Origin of the sequence: Gracilibacillus lacisalsi DSM 19029 (assembly GCF_000377765.1) — a bacterium.
Classification (GTDB): domain Bacteria; phylum Bacillota; class Bacilli; order Bacillales; family Amphibacillaceae; genus Gracilibacillus; species Gracilibacillus lacisalsi.
The window spans coordinates 112,624-131,881 of record NZ_KB898666.1 but is presented as its reverse complement, the minus strand read 5'-3'; the positions used below and the strand labels follow the sequence as shown (position 1 = coordinate 131,881).

At 37.3% G+C, this 19,258-nt stretch carries 19 protein-coding genes; 14 read left to right on the top strand and 5 right to left on the bottom strand.

What is annotated here, in order from left to right; all coding sequences use genetic code 11:
• Window positions 1–23: 23 nt before the first annotated feature.
• Window positions 24–392, bottom strand: a complete 369-nt coding sequence (locus D569_RS0109180) for a carboxymuconolactone decarboxylase family protein (protein WP_018932120.1) — start codon at window positions 390–392, stop codon at window positions 24–26.
• 112 nt (window positions 393–504) lie between these two features.
• On the opposite strand from D569_RS0109180, the gene D569_RS0109175 reads away from it, so the two are divergent.
• The 11 genes from D569_RS0109175 to D569_RS0109120 all read left to right on the top strand — a co-directional run bounded on the left by D569_RS0109175 (window position 505) and on the right by D569_RS0109120 (window position 11,370).
• The gene (locus D569_RS0109175) at window positions 505–717 is read left to right on the top strand and encodes a CDGSH iron-sulfur domain-containing protein (protein WP_018932119.1); all 213 of its coding nucleotides are present in this window, start codon (window positions 505–507) and stop codon (window positions 715–717) included.
• Between the two features lie 128 nt (window positions 718–845).
• Window positions 846–1,001, top strand: coding sequence for a hypothetical protein (locus D569_RS24625; RefSeq protein WP_018932118.1), 156 nt, complete (start codon window positions 846–848; stop codon window positions 999–1,001).
• Between the two features lie 114 nt (window positions 1,002–1,115).
• Window positions 1,116–3,044 (top strand): BglG family transcription antiterminator, encoded by a 1,929-nt coding sequence (locus D569_RS0109165; RefSeq protein WP_018932117.1) that lies wholly within the window; start codon window positions 1,116–1,118, stop codon window positions 3,042–3,044.
• Window positions 3,045–3,527: 483 nt separating this feature from the next.
• The gene (locus tag D569_RS0109160; protein WP_018932116.1) at window positions 3,528–5,453 is read left to right on the top strand and encodes a fructose-specific PTS transporter subunit EIIC; all 1,926 of its coding nucleotides are present in this window, start codon (window positions 3,528–3,530) and stop codon (window positions 5,451–5,453) included.
• 490 nt (window positions 5,454–5,943) lie between these two features.
• A complete protein-coding gene (locus D569_RS0109150) occupies window positions 5,944–7,209 on the top strand; it encodes an ammonium transporter (RefSeq protein WP_018932114.1) in 1,266 nt (421 codons plus the stop codon).
• A 35-nt stretch (window positions 7,210–7,244) separates the two neighbouring features.
• On the top strand, window positions 7,245–8,207 hold the full coding sequence (locus D569_RS0109145; protein WP_018932113.1) for a DUF294 nucleotidyltransferase-like domain-containing protein: 963 nt from the start codon (window positions 7,245–7,247) through the stop codon (window positions 8,205–8,207).
• Window positions 8,201–8,929: an exonuclease domain-containing protein gene (locus D569_RS0109140; RefSeq protein WP_018932112.1), complete on the top strand. Its 729-nt coding sequence runs from the start codon at window positions 8,201–8,203 to the stop codon at window positions 8,927–8,929. The genes D569_RS0109145 and D569_RS0109140 overlap by 7 nt, the downstream gene beginning before the upstream one ends.
• A 23-nt stretch (window positions 8,930–8,952) precedes the next feature.
• The gene (locus D569_RS22745; protein ID WP_018932111.1) at window positions 8,953–9,192 is read left to right on the top strand and encodes a MerR family transcriptional regulator; all 240 of its coding nucleotides are present in this window, start codon (window positions 8,953–8,955) and stop codon (window positions 9,190–9,192) included.
• Window positions 9,193–9,699: 507 nt separating this feature from the next.
• The gene (locus D569_RS0109130) at window positions 9,700–10,023 is read left to right on the top strand and encodes a PadR family transcriptional regulator (protein WP_018932110.1); all 324 of its coding nucleotides are present in this window, start codon (window positions 9,700–9,702) and stop codon (window positions 10,021–10,023) included.
• Window positions 10,016–10,573: an HAAS signaling domain-containing protein gene (locus tag D569_RS0109125; RefSeq protein ID WP_018932109.1), complete on the top strand. Its 558-nt coding sequence runs from the start codon at window positions 10,016–10,018 to the stop codon at window positions 10,571–10,573. Before D569_RS0109130 ends, D569_RS0109125 begins: the two co-directional genes overlap by 8 nt.
• On the top strand, window positions 10,570–11,370 hold the full coding sequence (locus tag D569_RS0109120; protein ID WP_018932108.1) for a DUF4097 family beta strand repeat-containing protein: 801 nt from the start codon (window positions 10,570–10,572) through the stop codon (window positions 11,368–11,370). The genes D569_RS0109125 and D569_RS0109120 overlap by 4 nt, the downstream gene beginning before the upstream one ends.
• A 184-nt stretch (window positions 11,371–11,554) precedes the next feature.
• On the opposite strand, the gene D569_RS0109115 is transcribed toward D569_RS0109120, so the two are convergent.
• A complete protein-coding gene (locus D569_RS0109115; RefSeq protein WP_018932107.1) occupies window positions 11,555–12,337 on the bottom strand; it encodes a TIGR00266 family protein in 783 nt (260 codons plus the stop codon).
• Window positions 12,338–12,645: 308 nt separating this feature from the next.
• Here D569_RS0109115 and D569_RS24345 point away from each other — a divergent pair, with 308 nt between their 5' ends.
• Together D569_RS24345 and D569_RS0109105 are read left to right on the top strand one after the other, a co-directional pair.
• Complete coding sequence (locus D569_RS24345; protein ID WP_018932106.1) at window positions 12,646–12,810, top strand: hypothetical protein; 165 nt, start codon at window positions 12,646–12,648, stop codon at window positions 12,808–12,810.
• 225 nt (window positions 12,811–13,035) lie between these two features.
• The gene (locus tag D569_RS0109105; protein WP_018932105.1) at window positions 13,036–14,559 is read left to right on the top strand and encodes an AbgT family transporter; all 1,524 of its coding nucleotides are present in this window, start codon (window positions 13,036–13,038) and stop codon (window positions 14,557–14,559) included.
• Window positions 14,560–15,163: 604 nt separating this feature from the next.
• Here D569_RS0109105 and D569_RS0109100 read toward each other — a convergent pair.
• Window positions 15,164–15,961, bottom strand: a complete 798-nt coding sequence (locus D569_RS0109100; RefSeq protein ID WP_018932104.1) for an RDD family protein — start codon at window positions 15,959–15,961, stop codon at window positions 15,164–15,166.
• Window positions 15,962–16,071: 110 nt separating this feature from the next.
• Here D569_RS0109100 and D569_RS0109095 point away from each other — a divergent pair, with 110 nt between their 5' ends.
• A complete protein-coding gene (locus tag D569_RS0109095) occupies window positions 16,072–17,040 on the top strand; it encodes a stage II sporulation protein M (RefSeq protein ID WP_018932103.1) in 969 nt (322 codons plus the stop codon).
• On the opposite strand, the gene D569_RS0109090 is transcribed toward D569_RS0109095, so the two are convergent.
• Complete coding sequence (locus tag D569_RS0109090) at window positions 17,020–18,375, bottom strand: DUF58 domain-containing protein (protein ID WP_245548496.1); 1,356 nt, start codon at window positions 18,373–18,375, stop codon at window positions 17,020–17,022. The genes D569_RS0109095 and D569_RS0109090 overlap by 21 nt on opposite strands.
• On the bottom strand, window positions 18,329–19,258 hold the full coding sequence (locus tag D569_RS0109085; protein ID WP_018932101.1) for an AAA family ATPase: 930 nt from the start codon (window positions 19,256–19,258) through the stop codon (window positions 18,329–18,331). Before D569_RS0109085 ends, D569_RS0109090 begins: the two co-directional genes overlap by 47 nt.

The following is a 19,258-nucleotide window of genomic DNA, read 5'->3' as shown; positions in this document are numbered from 1 at the left end:
GCTCAAGATTGGCCCGGTTATACTTAATGTAGTTTTTGTTGATAGTGCGCATAGGAGTCTGTGGCGAGGGTTACGGCCTGGGCGAATGCTGCACCTCCGCCTAGTGCTGCGCTAACAGCAATTGTTTCCATTAGTTCCTCCTGGCTAGCACCGTTTTCGACAGCACCTTTTGAATGATAAATAATACAATACTCGTCCTGGGCATAAATACTAATCGCTAGCGCCATGAGTTGCTTTTCTTTTTTAGCAATTGTTCCATCCTTAAATGCCTCTTCGGTAAACTCGAAATATCCTCTCGTCATTTCCGGTAAGTATTCTTCCATTCTTCTAGTACCACGTTTGAAATCTGCTATTGATTGATCAAAATAGTTTACATGTTCATGATTTTCCATCTTTTTATCCCGCCTTTCATTTTAATGTGTGAAAAAGCATAATATTTTATACAAGTGATGATAGACAGAAGCGAAGAAACTCAGTTAAAATTTGTAGAGGGGGTAATAAAAGATGAGTGAGACTAACAATAAAGTACAATTAAAAGTAAGGGACAATGGATCGATTTTGGTAACAGGAGATGTTGAATTAGTGGATGCAGAGGGAAATCCATTCGAAACAAAAACAAAATTTTCCTTATGCCGATGTGGTGCATCCAAAAACAAACCGTTCTGTGATGGATCACACAAAGAAATTGGTTTTCAGGACCAAATCAGAGCGAAATAAGTTTGACAAGCACACAAAGAATTTTGTGTGCTAATGCTTTTTTTCTAATTTGAAAGTATGTTGTTTTAAACTCTCGTTAAGTGGTATTACATCAGTAACGCTACTAAAAGAGAGGAGCATGATTATTTATGACACAACACAGAGATATCGAAGTCGAAAGAAAAGAGAAGAAATCAGACTCTAGTAAGGTTGGCGTTGCTGCAATTAAATATATAACCTATTTAATTATTTTCTTTGGGATTTTGTGGTTTCTCATCACCTACGTCTTTGGTAGATTGTTATAATTGAAATAGTAAAGCAGAAGGCACAACCAGTTCGGTTAGTGCCTTTTCCTTTTGATTGACATTGCGGTTGCATGTGACTTGTAGTATTGTTGTGTTGGAGATGGAGGTGATTTCATGAAGGAGAGGCAGCGGATTCTCTTTAAAAAATTATTGCTAGAAGATGGACAAGTAGCTTTAGTGCAGCATTTAGCCGAAGAGTTAAATTGTTCAGAGAAAACAATTCGTAATGATTTGCAAATAGTGGAATCGTTTTTAAAAGAACAAAGTAATGGGCAATTGATTAGAAAGCCTGGTGTCGGTGTATCGATTGAAATATCTGATGACGAAAAGCAGGAGATATTATCATTCATACAGTCTGAAAATAGGGAGAAAAGAAGTGTTTTGGACGTTGTAGAACAAAAAGAAATATTATTTCAGCTTCTTATTCATGAAAATATCTCCATTCAACAGTTAACAGATCGCTACTTTGTGTCACACTCTACCATAAAAAAAGTGATCGAAGAGATGGAAACATGGTTGAAAACTAAAAATGTACAGATAAAGACGAAGCAAAAAGTTGGTATTGTAGTCGAAGCAATAGAAAAGGATATTCGAATAGCAATCCAGCATCTTGATTTTTATAAAGAAGAGAAAGACTCACGAGATTTTTCTTTTGTGTATCAACAAGTGCAAGAACATGAACGACAAGCACTGGATCAATCTTTTTTAACCTTTATTCGCCATTATCAAATACCACTAACAGATGAAAGTATAAAGAATTTAAAAATCTATATCATTGTAATGATGAAAAGATTGAAATCAAATCATATGGTAGATATAAATAAAGAACATATAACTTTTATAACAAAGAAACAAGAATTTCAATGGATGGAGAAATTAGTGCAGGACTTAGAGCGTATCTTTGTTATTAAAGTCCTAGAACAGGAAAAGGTATACTTAACGATGCAATTTCTAGGTGCAAAGTTTCAGGAAAGGCATGGTGATGTGTCTCACTTCGATGCGGATGTTGATCGACAAGCAGAATGGCTGACAGAAGTGCTGACCAAACGGCTGAGTGTTTTAGCATTAATGCCTTTTGGTCAGGATGAAACATTAAAAGATGGATTAAAGGTGCATCTTTATTCAGTTATCAATCGATTGAAATATGAACTCCCTGTTCAAAATCCGTTGGCAGCGGATATTAAACAGATGTATCCATTTATGTTTGATGCTTTAATTACAGCATTGCAGGATATGGAAGAGGAATTGCCATTTAAAATTCCAGAAGATGAAGTGGCATTTTTAACCTTACATTATCAAGCTTCAGTGGAACGAATAAGAGGGGAACGACAGTTTAACAAGAAAATAGTAATTGTGTGTCATATGGGTATTGGCGTATCAGAAATATTACGTTCGAAAATTGCTGCATCGTTTCATGAAATCGATATTATTGCAACACTTCCACAAAATAAATTGGAACTGTTTTTAAAAGAACAGTCAGTAGACCTAATTGTTTCAACCATGCCCATAGAGAGTGAAACTATTCCATACGTGATGATTACCCCTCTTTTTAACGAGCATGACAAGAATAAGCTGCGTAATGCCTTGCTTGGAAAGAGCCAAGGTAATCGTGATTCTGTATTAAGAGGTTATTTAAAAGACGATTATGTATTTTTAGATTTAGCTATAGAACATCGCTTTGAATTAATAGAGAAATTATCAGAGAGATTAGTTCATGATGGCTTGGTAGAAGAGGATTATGGTCATCAAGCGCTAATTCGTGAACGAGCAGCAGCTACAGCAATCGGTGGTGGTATTGCCATTCCTCATGGGGACCCAAATTTAGTAAAAGAGTCTGCCATAATAGTAGCAACGTTAAAAGAACCGATTACATGGGGAACGGAAATAGTCTCTTTAGTATTTTTTCTCGTTTTAAAACAGGAGCCTTCCGATAAAAGAAGAAAGTTATTCCACCAGTTATCTAGGTTAGCAGGCAATCCTGAGAAGGTTGCCAAACTGACCGCTGTAACAGATGTGGATAATTTTTTAGCTATAATAGATTAAAAATCCTTTCAGTTCTGAGAATTGTAAGGATTTCTTATTGTCTAGCCTACAATGTCAAATACTTTTTTCAAGTTTTTGAGTAACTCTAATACACCTACCGCAATTTGATCCTGAAGTCGCTACGTTTTTAAGCGGTCGCTCTGCGCTTTTGTTCTCAGATAGGAAAGAATATAATCCGCGGCATGATCGTTTTTTTGTATCATAGGTGGTCAATTTGAAATGATATGTAGATGGAAAACGAAGTGGGCAAGCCGCAGCGGTTGTTACGCCTTATTCATGTCAAAATAACTACTTTGGACAGGACCAGGTGGGCTTTCCCGGTTTTGAAACAGTTTTTCTCATGATAATAAATGGGGCGATTTTCCCTGTTCATCTGAACAAAAAAATCATTTTTGCCGGAAGTAGTGGTAAGTTTCTTTTATTTTGACAAGCCAATTTAGGGGTATACTATGGGTAATTACAACAAGGGAAGGTGTGTTACAAATGACAAAAATATTAGCGATTACATCTTGTCCTAATGGGATTGCGCATACGTATATGGCTGCTGAGAATTTGGAAAAAGCAGCAGAAGAGATGAATATAGATATTAAAGTGGAAACGCAAGGCTCAATTGGGGCAGAAAATGAATTAACTGCTGTTGAAATTGAAGAAGCAGACGCGATCATTATTGCGGCAGATAAAACGGTTAATAAATCCCGTTTCGTTGGTAAAAAATTAGTAGCTGCAGGAGTGCAGGAAGGGATCCGAAATCCTAAGGATTTAATTAAACAAGCGTTAAGTGATGATGCTCCAGTCCATAAAGGGGAAGGAAGTAGTAAAAAAGAAAAAATGCCGACTGCTTCAGAAGGAACGAAGCAAAATCCAATTTACCGTCACTTAATGAATGGTGTTTCTTTTATGGTGCCATTTATCGTTGTTGGTGGTTTACTAATTGCCATTGCTTTAACTATAGGTGGTAATCCTGGAGAAGGTGGTATTGCAATACCGGAGGATTCCTTTTGGAAAACGATAGAATCGATTGGTGCTGCAGCATTTAGCTTTATGGTACCAATCCTTGCTGGTTATATTGCTTACAGTATAGCAGATCGTCCTGGTCTTGCACCAGGTATGATTGGCGGTTATATTGCAGCAAATGGTAGTTTTTACGGTAGCGAAGCAAGTGCTGGTTTCCTTGGTGGTATTATTGCAGGTTTCTTAGCGGGTTATGTGGCGTTATGGATTAAGAAAATTAAAGTGCCAAAGATGGTACAACCCATTATGCCAATCATTATTATTCCAGTAATATCTTCTTTAGTAGTAGGTCTTCTTTTTGTATTGTTAATCGGTGCTCCAGTAGCACAAATTTTTGAATCACTCACAGGTTGGCTTGCAGGTATGCAAGGAACAAGCTCGATTTTATTAGCACTTATTTTAGGTGCGATGATCTCATTTGATATGGGTGGACCGGTTAATAAAGTAGCCTTTTTATTTGGTGCTGCCATGATTGGGGAAGGTAACTATGAAATTATGGGCCCCATTGCAGTTGCGATTGCGGTGCCACCAATTGGTTTAGGTTTGGCTACATTAATGTTCAAAAATAAATTTGAACAAGCCCAGCAAGAAACTGGTAAAGCATCTTTAACAATGGGATTCTTTGGTATTACGGAGGGTGCGATTCCATTTGCGGCACAGGATCCTTTGCGTGTGATCCCGAGTATTATGGTCGGATCGATGACAGGTTCAGTTATTGCGATGTTAAGTAACGTTGGAGATAGTGTAGCACACGGTGGTCCAATTGTTGGGGTATTAGGTGCGGTTGACAATGTATTGATGTTCTTCGTTGCCATTATTATCGGTTCGGTTGTGACAGCGTTCATGATCAAGTTATTGAAAAAAGATGTAGATAAACCAGTATTGGAAGAAGCTGAGGAAGAAATAAATGATGAACCTGCCACTCAATCAGTGGAACAAATCGATAAACTAACAGATATTACAAATGTTAACTTAATCGATACAGAGATAAAAGCAAATGACAGAGATGAAGTTATTGATGAAATGATTGCAAAATTAGATGCAAATGATGTGTTAACTTCTAAAGAGGACTTCAGAAAAGCAATATTAGATCGTGAAGCAGAAAGCTCTACAGGTATCGGTATGAATGTTGCTATTCCTCATGGTAAGTCAGATGCAGTAAAAGCACCACGCGTTGTGTTCGGCCTTCAAAAAGATGGAGTAGATTGGCATAGTGCTGATGATTCTCTAGCGAAATTAATCTTTATGATTGCCGTACCGAAGCATGCAGAAGGAGATGCACATTTGAAGATTCTGCAGATGCTTTCCAGAAAATTAATGGATGATCAATTTAGAGAGCAATTGTTAAATGTAAAATCTGCAGAAGAAGCGTATCAATTGTTAGACCAAATACAATAACAGTAATCCCCCTTCTCCAGTTAGCTTGGAGAAAGGGGTTTTTTTATTGTCAAACAAGAAAGTATAAAACCGTGCAATCACCGTGTTAAATGAAGTAGTTATTTTGAAATGTTTTATGTGTATTTACCAATGGTTCCGACTAATTATTTCGCTTTTCGCGGGTAGGGTCTCAACTATCTTTGCAAAGTGGATTTTCGGCTCGGGAAAGTTAGCTAACGGGCAAACCCGCGGAGAGAAATGGGTAGCCGGAGTGGTCGTCAAGCTGCTCATATATTCCATCATTACTACCCAAGTAATCGACATACAAATAGCATTTAATAATGGACCAGCGATGGTTGCCCAGTTTCGCTTATGCAAATCTGATCCAAATTACCCTCTACGAAAAACCTTGTTAGATTACCTTACATAAAAATTGTGGAGCACTAGATTTCAGCTTACACTGTATTTAACAGTTGATGTTAATATTATTTACAAGGAGAGGGAAAAGATTATGGATACTGTACTTATGGATAATTTATGGGTCATTATTGGTACTTTTTTAGTTTTATTAATGATTGGTGGATTTATTTTACTTGAGGCTGGTTCTACTCGAATGAAGAACGCCGGCCACATTGCCGGAAAAACCATTTTTACAATTGGGATCGGCTCAATCGTATTCTGGGCTGTTGGTTGGGGCTTCATTTATGGTGATGGTAATATGTTTATTGGTTTATCTGATTTCTTCTATGGTGATACATCATTTAGTGAGGATGGGTTATCCCCAGCAGTTGACTTTATGTTTCAAATGATGTTTGCACTCATTGCCTTAACCATTGCATTCGGTGGTTTCGCGGAACGTGCAAAATTATCAGCATATGTTATATTTGCCGTTTTATTCTCGGCACTGGTTTATCCGGTTGTTGCTCACTGGATTTGGGGTGCAGGCTGGTTAGCGGATCATGGTAAGCAAGACTTCGCTGGTTCTACAGTTGTACACTTAACAGGTGCGATGGCAGCATTAGCAGCAACGGTTATTTTAAAACCTCGTATTGGTAAATACAATAAAGATGGTTCTTCTAATGAATTAGCAGGACACAACCAAGTATATACAGCATTAGCAGTATTATTACTTTGGGTAGGTTGGTTTGGTTTCAACGGTGCAAGTACATTTGGAGTGGAAGATGCATTCTTTGGTTATGTTATTTTAAACACACAATTAGGAGCGGCAGCTGGTGCAATTGCAGCAATGTTACTCGTTTGGGCAGTAACAGGGAAAGCAGATGTTCCAACGACATTAAATGGTGCATTAGCTGGTCTGGTAGCCATTACAGCATCTTGTGGTTTCGTTGAACCATGGGCAGCAGTAGTGATTGGTGCGATTGGTGGTCTGATCGTTTACGCAAGTATGAGATTCTTTGATCGTGCTCGAATTGACGATCCAATCTTTGCATTATCTGTTCACGGTACTGTCGGTGTTTGGGGTACAATTTCAACTGGTTTCTTCGCTACACATGAATTGTCAGTCGGCATGGATTGGGGTCAACCCGGTTTATTCTACGGTGGTGGATTCGAGCAATTAGGTGTTCAAATCTTAGGTGTTGTAGCATCTGGTGCTTATGCATTTGTTGTATCATTCATTATCCTTAAGGTTATGGATAAAGTAATGGGTGGACTAAGAGTTTCTGAAGAAGAGGAAATCATTGGCCTTGACATGAGTGAGCATGGTAGCTATGGTTATCCTGAGAACATTCCACACCCGAATGAACAAGCAAAATAATGCATCGTTCTTCGATAAAGGAGATGACCTCCGTCATGAGTTACGAAGACATAAGGAAATGGCGTGAACAGCAGATTCACCTACAAATGGACCATGAACAATTAAACGATTTTCACGATGATTTAATGCTAAAAACCGTACAATTAGCACTGGAGAAAGTTAAGGTAGAGCAGGGTGAAGTCCCTGCTCCCTTCGCTTTTTTTCTGATGGGTAGTGCCGGTAGAAGGGAACAATCCATTTGGAGTGATCAGGATCATGGTATTATTTTTAATGGTTCTGAACAACATCAAGCCTATTTTCAAAAGTTAGGTACAGAGATTGTCGATGGTTTGGAAATAGTCGGTTATGAGCGGTGTGAAGGTAAAGTGATGGCATCGGAATCACGATGGACAAAATCAATCGAAGATTGGAAGCGGCAAGTCAGCGACTGGCTTGATGAAGAAAGCTGGCAATCATTACGCCATTTCTCCACTTTTTTTGATTCACGTGTCTTATTAGGGGAAGGAAAATTACTGGAGGATGTTAAACAAGTAACATTTTCATATATTCAAAGTCACCCAGAAATTATGAATAGACTGGTGGATAATGTAGGGTTTATACAAAAAGGCGTAGGAGTATTTGGTCAGTTATTGCCGCAACAATCAGGAAAAAGAACAGGTCAGATTAATATTAAAACGACCGCATTGTTTCCATATGTTAATGCACTACGACTATTAGTTTTATGTAACCATATTATGAAAGCACCAACTCTTGTAAGGTTTGCAGCTCTTAAGGAGAAATACTCCTTTTTATCTGAGTATCACAGACTGTTTGAAAGTTTGCTAGCTTTTAAGTTTCAGTTCACCAAAGATGTAACTGAATATGAAGAAGTACATTATATTCCTTTAAAGAAATTATCAAAAAAAGACAAACAGGAGTTGAAGGAATACATGAAAAAAGGTGCGGAACTATTTCAGCAGGCAAAAAATACGATAGAAAAAGAGTGTTCTAAATGGTAATGAATCAAATGCTTCAATTTATTAAGCAGATGTCAGGGAAAATGAATGATATGAATCCTGTAACAAGTCAAACAGATGCTAGAAAGATTGCCTATATGCGTAATTTGCAAAGAGAATTGAAGCAAAAAGATGTGTTGAATACGCCTTTTAAAGACTTAGCTGTAGTAGTGTTTGATATCGAAACAACTGGCTTTTACCCTTACAATGGAGATCGTATTCTCTCGATAGGTGCAGTGAAAATGAAAGGATCAGAAGTCTTAAGAGACCAGTTATTTTATAAAACGGTTTATAGTGAATTACCTCCTTCAGAAGAAATTGCAGCTTTAACCGGGATCACTGAAGCAGAACTAAGTCAAGCAGCACCATTGCCGGAAGTGTTAAGGCAATTCTTCCAATTTGTTCGTAGTGATACTTTGATTGCCCATCATTCGAGTCATGAAAAGCAATTTATGAAACATGCAAGCTGGACAGCTTTGAAAACAAGTTTTCAGCATCGGATTATAGATACTTCTTTTTTAACGAAGGTTGTGTCTCCAGATGTTTCATTCGTGACATTAGATGAATGGTGTGATCACTACGGAGTAGATATTGGCCGTAGGCATCATGCGTTATATGATGCTGCAGCAACTGCTAAATTATGGTCAGAAAATGTAAAGAAAGTAGAAGAAATGGGCTTCACTAATTTAAAAGATATTTATACGCATATTGCTAGTTTGCCTTAATTCTGAAAGGAGAGGAAAAGAACGTGAATCATGATATACCAGATCATATGGCCACCTTTCCAATTAGTGTCGTAAAAGAGCTAACCAAATTAAGTGGAAGGCAAATTCGTTACTATGAAGAACAAGGCTTAATCTCTCCAGCTAGAAATGAAGGTAACCGGAGAATGTTTTCTTTACAGGATATCGAACGATTAAAGAGAATAAAAGAATTGATTGACCAAGGAATTAACATCGCTGGTATCAAGGCAATGTTAAAAGATTAATAATCCCCCGTTTTGTAATGAAACAAAAAGGGGGTTTTTTAATGCCTAAACGTTATGCACAGTAGTATACGTATACTGCGAAGTAATGTAGATATGGAAAAGAGATATCCCCGGAACAGCAAAGGATATCCTCGGAAGCGTCATTCTGTTCCGAGGAAAAGATCCTCTCTTCCGGGGATAAACGACTATATCCAGGGAAGAGAAGGAGATATCCCTGGAACAGCAAAGGATATCCTCGGAAGCGTCATTCTGTTCCGAGGAAAAGATCCTCTCTTCCGGGGATAAACGACTATATCCAGGGAAGGGAAGGAGATATCCCCGAAAGCCATTTTGTAACTATATAAAATTTTCACTATTTCGCAGTTTGTATCTTTCTCCTTCACTTATAAGAAAAATAGTACCTTGCATTATACAGTAGTTGGTGGTATAGTTTAATTACAGAGTACTAATTGTATGCCAGTACTGTTTAATGTATAGTAGTGGCGAGAAAATCGGAGGTAAGCGAACATGAATATCCAATTTAAAAAAGGAGCGCTAGAATTATGTGTACTTGCTTTGTTAAATAAGCAGGATCATTATGGTTATGAGCTAGTCAAAAAAATATCAGATCGAATAGCTATATCGGAAGGTTCTGTTTATCCTTTATTAAGGAGATTGAAAAAGGAGGAGTACTTTACGACTTATTTGCAGGAATCAGTGGAAGGACCATCTCGTAAATATTACAAATTGACGGATAAAGGAAGAGATTATTTGTATGAATTACTCAAAGAATGGCAGCAATTCTCTGAAGGGGTAAATCATATAATTAAGGAAGGTGTTAGTAATGAATAAAAAGGAATTTTTAACGAGTCTAGAATCGAGACTAGAAAAGCTTTCTAAAGAAGAAAGACAAGATATTTTGCAAGATTTCAATGAGCACTTCGAGGTTGGTAAAGAGGAAGGGAAGACAGAAGAAGAAATCGCTCATTCGTTAGGTTCACCAAGCCAAATTGAGAAAGAAATATTAGCAAGCTATTATGTTGAAAAAGTGGAGTCAACTTCATCGGCAAGCAATATATTTAAAGCTGTTTGGGCTGTCATTGGATTAAGTTTCTTTAATTTAGTAATTGTACTCGGTCCTTTTATCGCTATCGTCAGCTTGATTGCAGCAGGCTGGATAACAGGAGCAGCATTCGTATTGTCTCCGCTATTATTTCTAATTAATGTAGCTGTTTTTCCTGATTCCTTTGAATTCTTTGATATGTTTTTTTCCTTAACACTATGTGGACTGGGGTTATTAGTTCTGATTGGAATGCTGTATCTCACCCGATTTGGTATAAAAGGACTGATCAAATATTTGAATTATAATGTAAATCTTGTCAAAGGTGGAATGAAATCATGATCAATGTAAAGAGAATCATTACAATTGCCTGTGCGCTATTAATCGTGGGGATAATAGGTAGTATAGTTTTTTATCGTATATACGAACCAGCTCCCCTTGCTGTAACGAAGGAAGTTGAAAATGCCGAAATTAGCACTATTGAAATCGATGCGAACAATGAAAAAGTAGAGATCATACCTACAACAGATCCTACCCCAAAGGTTGAAATGACGGGAACCGAGAGTAGTCATGCTAAAACGGAGTTAGTTGTAGAAGAAAATAATCATTCATTGTCGGTTCATACAGAACACGAGATGAGAAAATGGTTCAGTTTTAATTTCTTTAATAGTACACGTACGATAACAGTCTATTTACCTGAACAAGAATATCAGCAGTTAGCAGTCGATATAAGTAATGGCAGTATCCATGCTAGAAATTTAGCGGTACATGATATAAATGTAGAAACGAAAAATGGAAAAGTAGAGCTTAGTGAAATTGTAGCGGATACCTATCAATTAAGAACGTACAATGGCAAAATTGATCTTACAAACGTGGAGGGAGAATTGGCAGCAAGGGCAAATAACGGTACAATTTCTCTAGTAACAGCTGATTTGGATCGCAATATCAACTTTGAAACAGATAATGGAAGAATTAAGATTCAGAGTGAAAAGGAACCTACTAATGCGGTACTTGATACAAAAGTAAACAACGGAAGCGTAAATTTGTTTGGTAATTCGAATTATAATACGGTAATTGGAGATGGAGATAATCTCGTTAAATTAACGACGAAAAATGGCAGTATTACGGTAACTCAATAAAATAATTAAGGAGTGACCAGTGATGGCTCACTCCTTTAATATTTATAGCATGTTAAGTATAAACTTTGATTTATGACCGGTACTATTCGCCCCTAAAACCCCTACTGTCGGAAAACTCACTTTATAAGTCATACCATTAACTTATAATCGTATGGTAATTATGAATGCTTTGTTATTGCCGAGGTTACTTATTAAATAAGTCAAATACCCCACCAATACCACCTTCACCTTTATTTCCACCTTTCTCAGGTAGTGCAGCAAATACTTTACTGGCAAGACGGCTGAATGGTAATGATTGCACCCATACAGTTCCTGGTCCTGATAGAGTTGCAAAGAAAATCCCTTCTCCACCAAATAGTGCTGTTTTGATACCACCAACATATTCAATGTTATAATCCACATCACCAGTCATAGCAACCAAACATCCAGTATCGACACGTAGCTTTTCGCCTGGTTGTAACTCACGCTTATGAATGGTACCTCCAGCATGAACAAATGCCATGCCATCTCCTTCTAACTTTTGCATGATAAAACCTTCTCCACCAAAGAATCCAGTCCCCATTTTGCGCTGAAATTCAACACCTACAGCTACTCCTTTAGCAGCAGCTAAGAAAGCATCTTTCTGGCATATAATTTTCCCGTTTAATTCACTTAAATCCATTGGTACGATTTTCCCTGGATAAGGGGAAGCAAAGGAGACATGTTTTTTATCGGAACCCTGATTCGTAAATGTTGTCATAAATAAACTTTCACCTGTAATAACTCGCTTTCCAGCACCAAGCAATTTACCAACCAGTCCTCCTTGATTGGAAGACCCGTCCCCGAAAATCGTTTCCATTGAGATGTCACTATCCATCATCATTAAACTCCCAGCTTCAGCAACCACTGTTTCCTGTGGATCTAACTCGACTTCGACAAACTGCATATCGTCTCCGTATAATTGAAAGTCAATTTCATGATTGTTCATTTCCATTCAACTCCTTTGTGTTAGGTTATTTGTATATACGTATCTTAGCACAGATAAGATTCAAGTTGTCAGAAAATTCTAAAACAGGTGAATAAATATTCAATTATTTTATAAAAATGTTGATATTAGCGCATTTCTATTGATTAAAGATGAATAGCAAATTTAGAGCATATGAGGAAAATGCGGAGAATGAAAAAGAATTTAAAAGAATTTCGCAAAATATGTTTACAAATAGATAATATATGGTACTATATACTTGAATTCATTAATAAATGAAGCAATTTTTTTAGGAAAGGGGATAGTTGACTATGGTAACTTCTTTATACATGGTTTCTCTAACTATTCTGCTTACTTTTCTAGTTTTATCTGCAATTGAAAAAGTTACGTCACGCAGAAAAAAACTAAAAGTAGATATGAATTTAGAAACAAACACGCAAGCACAACCGGTAATTGCTGGTAAAGAGATGAGATAAGCAACTAGTTATTTGATGAAAACTAGCTGAGATAGAGCCTCCTAATTATTAGTAGGAGGTTTTTTTGTTTTTCAAAAAGATTGTTTTGAAAATTATTAAAATTAGAACTTTTTTTAATCCTCTTTGAAATTGCACCAATTCCCCTTATAATGTAGTTTGTCTTTTTGGAAAATAGCTTCAATTTTCTGAAAATTATTATTGTTTAACTATGGAGGTGGATGGATAATGGGAGAAAAGAAAAGAGTAGGCTTATTCCAACGAAGCCTTAATCGAATCGAATATATAGGCAATAAATTACCACACCCTGTGACACTTTTTGTCATTTTAGCATTTATCGTGTTGATAGCATCAGCAGTTGTGTCAAGTTTAGGTGTTTCTGTAGAACATCCGGGTAATCCAGATGAGCAAATAACGGTTAAAAATCTATTGAATACAGAAGGAATCACTTATATCTTTACAAGTATGGTAGATAATTTCATTAACTTTGCTCCACTCGGGGTTGTTCTTGTCACGATGCTTGGGATTGGTTTAGCAGAACGTACTGGATTAATTAGTGCTGGGTTGCGTGCATTTGTTTTAGCATTACCGAAGCCATTAATTACAGCAGGTTTAGTGTTTGCGGGGATTATGTCTAGCATGGCGACAGATGCAGGATATGTTGTCTTGCCTCCGCTAGGTGCAGTACTTTTTGCTGCGTTAGGTCGTCATCCACTAGCAGGTCTTGCTGCTGCCTTTGCTGGTGTGTCAGCAGGTTTCAGTGCCAACCTTGTCCCAACTGCATTGGAGCCATTACTAGGTGAAATGACGATAGCGGCAACAACAGATGAGGCTTATGCTGAAACCATGAATATTTTAATGAATTATTACTTTACAATTGTATCAGTATTTCTGCTAACATTAGTAGGTACATTTGTAACTGAAAAGCTAGTAGAGCCAAGGCTAGGTGCTTATACAGGTTCCTATAAAGAAGAAGCAACTGACTTAACAAAGGTTGAGAAAAAAGGTTTAGCATATGCTGCATTATCATTATTAATTAGCTTAATCGCCGTATCCTTTTTAATTGTTCCTGAAAATGCGCCATTACGCGGTGAAGATGGAGCTATTATCATTTCACCATTTATGAGTTCATTGGTGCCGATTATTTTTATTCTGTTTTTTATACCAGGTGTTGTATACGGGATTGTAACGAAGAATGTTAAAAATGATAAAGATGTTGCTAACCACCTATCAGATTCAATGGGAACAATGGGACTGTTCATTGTTCTGTCCTTTGCAGCTGGTCAGTTTGTGGCATTTTTCGATGAATCTAACTTAGGCATGTTAATTGGTGTGTATGGTGCAGAATTTTTAGACAGTATTAGTTTAACTGGTATTCCATTATTGATTGTTTTCATCATTATTGCTGGTATTATCAATATTTTTATTGGAAGTGCGACAGCAAAATGGGCAATGATGGCACCTATATTTGTTCCAATTATGATGCAGTTCGGCTATTCTCCGGAATTGACACAGATGGCATATCGTATTGCGGACTCGTCAACAAATATTATTTCGCCATTAATGACATACTTTGCTTTAATTATCGCTTATGCACAAAAATATGATAAGAAAATGGGAATGGGTACCCTCATTTCAACCATGTTCCCGTATTCCATCTTTTTCTTTGTCATTTGGACGTTAATGTTAATCGCGTGGATACTATTAGGAATAGACCTAGGACCAGGATCCCCGGTCCATTATAATAATTAAGAAAAAGGATAAAAACCTTATCACGGGTTTTTATCCTTTTTTATTTATAAGGAAAGTATATAATACGCGTCATGATAGTGTTTTGTATCATAGGTGGTCATTTTGAAATGATATGTAGACGGAAAGCATTGCTCCGGCTGCCCGCTTCCCTTTCCGTGGGGTTTTACCTTCAGCTAACTTTTCCAAGCAAAAACCGCTTGAAAAAGTGGATCTTCAGGTAAAACAGTTCCCACAGGAGTTGAAGCGGACGGCCTCCGCTATAAAGCAGCTCTACAACGTATGTGACAGTTAACTTTTTAAGGTTTTATACAATGTGAAATAAAAGACGTAATGTCCATACGTTAAAACAATGTAGACCGTTGTTTAGCGTAGGCGTCCACTTCGACTCCTGTGGGATCAGCGTGATCTGAAGATCCACTTTTGTAAAGCGATCTTCTTTACAAAAGTTAGCTGAAGACACGCCCCACGGAAAGCGAAGTGGGCAAGCCGCAGCGGTTGTTATGCCTATTATTCATGTCAAAATAACTACTTTGGACAGGACCGTGTGGGCTTTCCCGGTTTTTCTTATGAATAGGAAGAGCGTGTCTCATGGAGTGGGGAATTTCTATAAAACGTATTCCCACTCATCTTTTAGATGTAAATAAAGTAGTAATAACCATTCTTCGTTACTTTTGGTACTGTTTTGCATCTGATCTTCAATTTTTGGCAAGAGAATTTCACTGACTTTCGTTGTTAGCGTTCTTTTTTCTTGTATACCCATATGAAGAATTCGATGTACGTAGGTCTGTAAAAGCTGCCAATCCTTCTGATTAAATTGCTTCAAATGATAAGGTTCTAATTGTAAATCTTCTTTTCGAATCCCTTGTTGCTGGATATATTTTTCAAGTGGCGATTGTTTAAGTGACTTTTTCCGTCGTTCATGTACAACAATCGTCCCTGCTGTTAAATCTCCTAACCGCTTATGTTTAGAATGAAAAAAAATCATGATTATACCAACTAGATACGCACTTGGCATCATATCTATCAGTCGGACAAAGTTGCGAATGATACTCGAAAGAAAAGTAATATTATGTCCGTTTTCCTGAATAACACGGATACCTAACATTCTTTTGCCAATTGTTCGTCCTCCCCAGTAGTATTCAAGGAAAATGAAGTAAGCAAAGTGAAATAAATAAATAATAATGATAAGAATAACTAACAGAATACTATCGAGATGACCTAAAAATAAATCACTGAAACTATTATTAAACGCTAGTATTAAAAGAAAGATCGTTAATAATTGTGTTAAAAAAATAAGGGTGAAGTCAATGATCTGGGCAGCAGCTCTCGATCCTAAACCAGCTAATTGAAATTGTAAGGAAACATATTCGGGTGTTTTTACTTTTAACTGTTCTTGTTCCATGTTTAACCTCTTTCCTGTCACTTTTTCAGAAGAACAGTAGCTTTCTATACTGTTCATTAAGTCTATTTTCTATTATAATAAAGTAAAATGCTAGAAAAAAAGGTGATTATATGCAATTAAATCAATTCATCAAACAGCATCGCCAAGACTGGGAACGGTTAGAAAAACTGATAAACCAATTACCAAAGCAAAAGTCCAGCAAGATTATCGAAGAGTTTCAACATACATACCAGAAAGTTTCCAGACAGTTATCTTATAGTCAGACATTTTTCCCAAATGAAGATGTAACAAATTACTTAAATGAACTAGTCGGAAAAGCACACAACATATTATACCAATCCCAGCATTCTTCATGGAAACAAGCCTATCATTTCATTTCCAGCAAATTTGTAGGTTTATTAGTGGAACAATGGAAGGCAATTATGATTGCCATGCTTTTGTTCTGTTTTGGTGGTATTGCGAGTTTTTTCGCTGTAGTCGAAAATCCAGCTCATTTATATGGTATCCTACCGGAAAATATGGCACAGTCATTTGATCCTGAATCGCTCGGCGAAGATCCGGCAGCTGTTGATGCACCTGTTATGTCGACAGAAATTATGATTAACAATATTCGAGTCGGTATTCTAGCCTTTGCCGGTGGCATCACATTCGGACTATTGACGGTATATGTATTAATTTATAACGGTATTATTGTTGGCGCAATTGCAGGACTATTTTTCAACTATAGCAATTCATATGTGTTTTGGGCTTATATTGTCCCACATGGCATCATTGAGTTAGTTGCTATTTTTATCGCAGGTGGTGCAGGTCTTTTAATGGGATACAAATTGTTTGTACCTGGTAAGCATTCGAGAGGGTACCAGTTAAAGACCCAAACAATAAGGTCCGTTCAACTGATGCTAGGAACGATCCCGTTATTTGTAATCGCTGGTACCATCGAAGGGTTTATCACTCCTGCTGATATTTCGTTAGAGATGAAATATGCTGTAGCAGTTACGACCGCTATTGGTCTGATTGCTTACATGATCATTGGTCATTTTCTTTTACGCAAAAGAGCTCTACAACAATCCACGGTTTAATGTTTCAATATAATGGGAAACAGAAGTGACTGCTAACCGTTCAGCAGGTGCTTCGAGCATGGGTAATCCATGCTTTTCCCATTTCCTCATCACTTGTTTTTGGTTGATGTACTGTTTTTGTGCCATGCTTTTTTCCATTGCCGCAATAGTGTCTTCTGGCTTCATCTTTATTTGTGCTTGTAATAGTCGATCTTCAATGCCTAGCATGACAAAAAGGTGTTTCTTTCTTATTTTTTTCATATAAAATAGTTGATAATCTTCATTCACAAATGTTTGCACATCACTGAAGAGCACAATCATACTACGTTTTCGTTGGATCGACTGGGCATGCTGGATAGCAAGCGCATAGTTGGATTCTTGTGCATCTACTTCTAGGGCATATATCGTTTGTAAAATGGTATCTAAATGTTCTAATCCCTTTCCACTAGGCACAACTGCTTTAATTTCTTTTGAAAATGCGATCACAGATACTTGATCACCGTTTTGCAACGCTGCTGTTGCGAGCGTAATTGCCGCTTCAATCGATTTTTCCAACCGGTTTCCTTCTTCTAACTCAACGCCCATCATGCGACCACAATCAAGTAAGATTGTAACACTTTTTCCATGCTCCGGTTCATATTCATTAGTCATCATCTCTTGTAATTTGGCAGATTGACGCCAATTTATTTTACGAGGGTCGTCACCAACAACATAGCTCCTAACCTTTGAGAATTCCCCAACACCACTACGAACTTTTCGAATTTTGATGCCTTCGTGCAATAAATATTTCTGAGCACTTGCTAAATATTTTTTGGTCTCTGATAAATTAGGTATAACCTTTACTTCATCAGACAGGTGATATGTAATTTGTTTCTCCCAGAGTCCCATTTTTGTTTTTAAACGTATATATAACGTATCAATTTGATATTTTCCTCTTATTTGAGGAAAGATCTCATACGAAATAGCAACCGATTTTCCGCTTGGAATCAACTGGTTGGTTGGAAAAATAGTTTGAAATGACTCAGGTATTCCATCTATTAACCGAACGGTATATGTGTCGTTTGTGCGATTGTGAAAATGAATGGTTACCATTTGTTTCGCATAACGCTCCATTTCGTCAGCTATTGTCCGAGCTACCTCTATGTCTTCTTTTTTAGGTAGTAGGAATGCATCTATGATTAATAGACTGATCATTAGTAGCGTGGCTATTCCTAGAAACAGCCACGAAAATTGCCAGATTGATAGAACAAACATAGCTAAGGTGAAAAGGGCGTAATAGGTAATCAGTTTGTATGTAGGAATGATCCCTTTATCTCGGAACAGCAACCGATCCCACAAGCTCTTGAATCGTTTCATCGATATCAGATCCCTCCAATTCTGCATATGGAGATAGTTGAACACGATGACGTAAACTAGGAATAGCTACTGTTTTGACGTCATCCGGTGTTATATAGTCACGTTCATCAAGATAGGCCCAAGCTTGTGCTGTTTTTGCTATTGCGATCGCGGCACGAGTACTTGCTCCATATTGAATATGTTCCAGTTCACGTGTTTTACGAACAATTTTCGTAATATAATCAGCTATTTCGTTACTAATGTTTACTTCTTGAACTTTTTGTTGAATTTCTAGTAATGAATCATTGGAGAACATCGCTCGAATCTCCAAGGGGTTGGATTGTTTCTCGATTACCATTTGTAAGACAGAAATTTCTTCTTCCAAGCTAGGGAAGTGGACCTTGAGTTTGAAGAAAAAGCGATCTTGCTGTGCTTCAGGTAATGGGTACGTTCCTTCAAATTCAATAGGATTTTGTGTTGCGGCAACAAAAAAGAAATCTGGTAATCGATAAGTATCTCCTTGAATGGTAACTTGTTTTTCTTCCATGGCTTCCAATAGGGATGCTTGCGTCTTAGCAGGTGTACGGTTGATTTCATCTGCTAGCAAAACATTTGTAAATATCGGGCCTTTTAAAGTTTGAAAGTCATGTTCTTTCATATTATAGATAGCACTTCCTGTGATATCACTCGGTAATAAATCGGGGGTGAACTGTACACGTTTGAAGTCACTATCAAGTAACTTAGCTAATGTTTTTACCATTTGTGTTTTACCTGTCCCCGGTACCCCTTCTATTAATACATGACCACCAGCTAAAGCAGCCGCTAATAATAATCGTAAATTTTTCTGTTGACCAAGAATATGTTGTTCATAGTTTTCTAATAATGACGAAATCTTTGAAGTCAT

What these genes read in the sequence shown, in the direction of transcription:
- D569_RS0109175 (WP_018932119.1), top strand. Translation starts at nt 505, where the DNA reads ATGAGTGAGACTAACAATAAAGTACAATTAAAAGTAAGGGACAATGGA.
- D569_RS0109125 (WP_018932109.1), top strand. Translation starts at nt 10,016, where the DNA reads ATGAATAAAAAGGAATTTTTAACGAGTCTAGAATCGAGACTAGAAAAG.
- D569_RS0109105 (WP_018932105.1), top strand. Translation starts at nt 13,036, where the DNA reads ATGGGAGAAAAGAAAAGAGTAGGCTTATTCCAACGAAGCCTTAATCGA.
- D569_RS0109095 (WP_018932103.1), top strand. Translation starts at nt 16,072, where the DNA reads ATGCAATTAAATCAATTCATCAAACAGCATCGCCAAGACTGGGAACGG.
- D569_RS0109115 (WP_018932107.1), bottom strand. Translation starts at nt 12,337, where the DNA reads ATGAACAATCATGAAATTGACTTTCAATTATACGGAGACGATATGCAG.
- D569_RS24625 (WP_018932118.1), top strand. Translation starts at nt 846, where the DNA reads ATGACACAACACAGAGATATCGAAGTCGAAAGAAAAGAGAAGAAATCA.
- D569_RS0109150 (WP_018932114.1), top strand. Translation starts at nt 5,944, where the DNA reads ATGGATACTGTACTTATGGATAATTTATGGGTCATTATTGGTACTTTT.
- D569_RS0109160 (WP_018932116.1), top strand. Translation starts at nt 3,528, where the DNA reads ATGACAAAAATATTAGCGATTACATCTTGTCCTAATGGGATTGCGCAT.
- D569_RS0109085 (WP_018932101.1), bottom strand. Translation starts at nt 19,258, where the DNA reads ATGACTTCAAAGATTTCGTCATTATTAGAAAACTATGAACAACATATT.
- D569_RS0109090 (WP_245548496.1), bottom strand. Translation starts at nt 18,375, where the DNA reads ATGAAACGATTCAAGAGCTTGTGGGATCGGTTGCTGTTCCGAGATAAA.
- D569_RS0109120 (WP_018932108.1), top strand. Translation starts at nt 10,570, where the DNA reads ATGATCAATGTAAAGAGAATCATTACAATTGCCTGTGCGCTATTAATC.
- D569_RS0109100 (WP_018932104.1), bottom strand. Translation starts at nt 15,961, where the DNA reads ATGGAACAAGAACAGTTAAAAGTAAAAACACCCGAATATGTTTCCTTA.
- D569_RS0109140 (WP_018932112.1), top strand. Translation starts at nt 8,201, where the DNA reads ATGGTAATGAATCAAATGCTTCAATTTATTAAGCAGATGTCAGGGAAA.
- D569_RS0109165 (WP_018932117.1), top strand. Translation starts at nt 1,116, where the DNA reads ATGAAGGAGAGGCAGCGGATTCTCTTTAAAAAATTATTGCTAGAAGAT.
- D569_RS0109130 (WP_018932110.1), top strand. Translation starts at nt 9,700, where the DNA reads ATGAATATCCAATTTAAAAAAGGAGCGCTAGAATTATGTGTACTTGCT.
- D569_RS0109180 (WP_018932120.1), bottom strand. Translation starts at nt 392, where the DNA reads ATGGAAAATCATGAACATGTAAACTATTTTGATCAATCAATAGCAGAT.
- D569_RS24345 (WP_018932106.1), top strand. Translation starts at nt 12,646, where the DNA reads ATGGTAACTTCTTTATACATGGTTTCTCTAACTATTCTGCTTACTTTT.
- D569_RS0109145 (WP_018932113.1), top strand. Translation starts at nt 7,245, where the DNA reads ATGAGTTACGAAGACATAAGGAAATGGCGTGAACAGCAGATTCACCTA.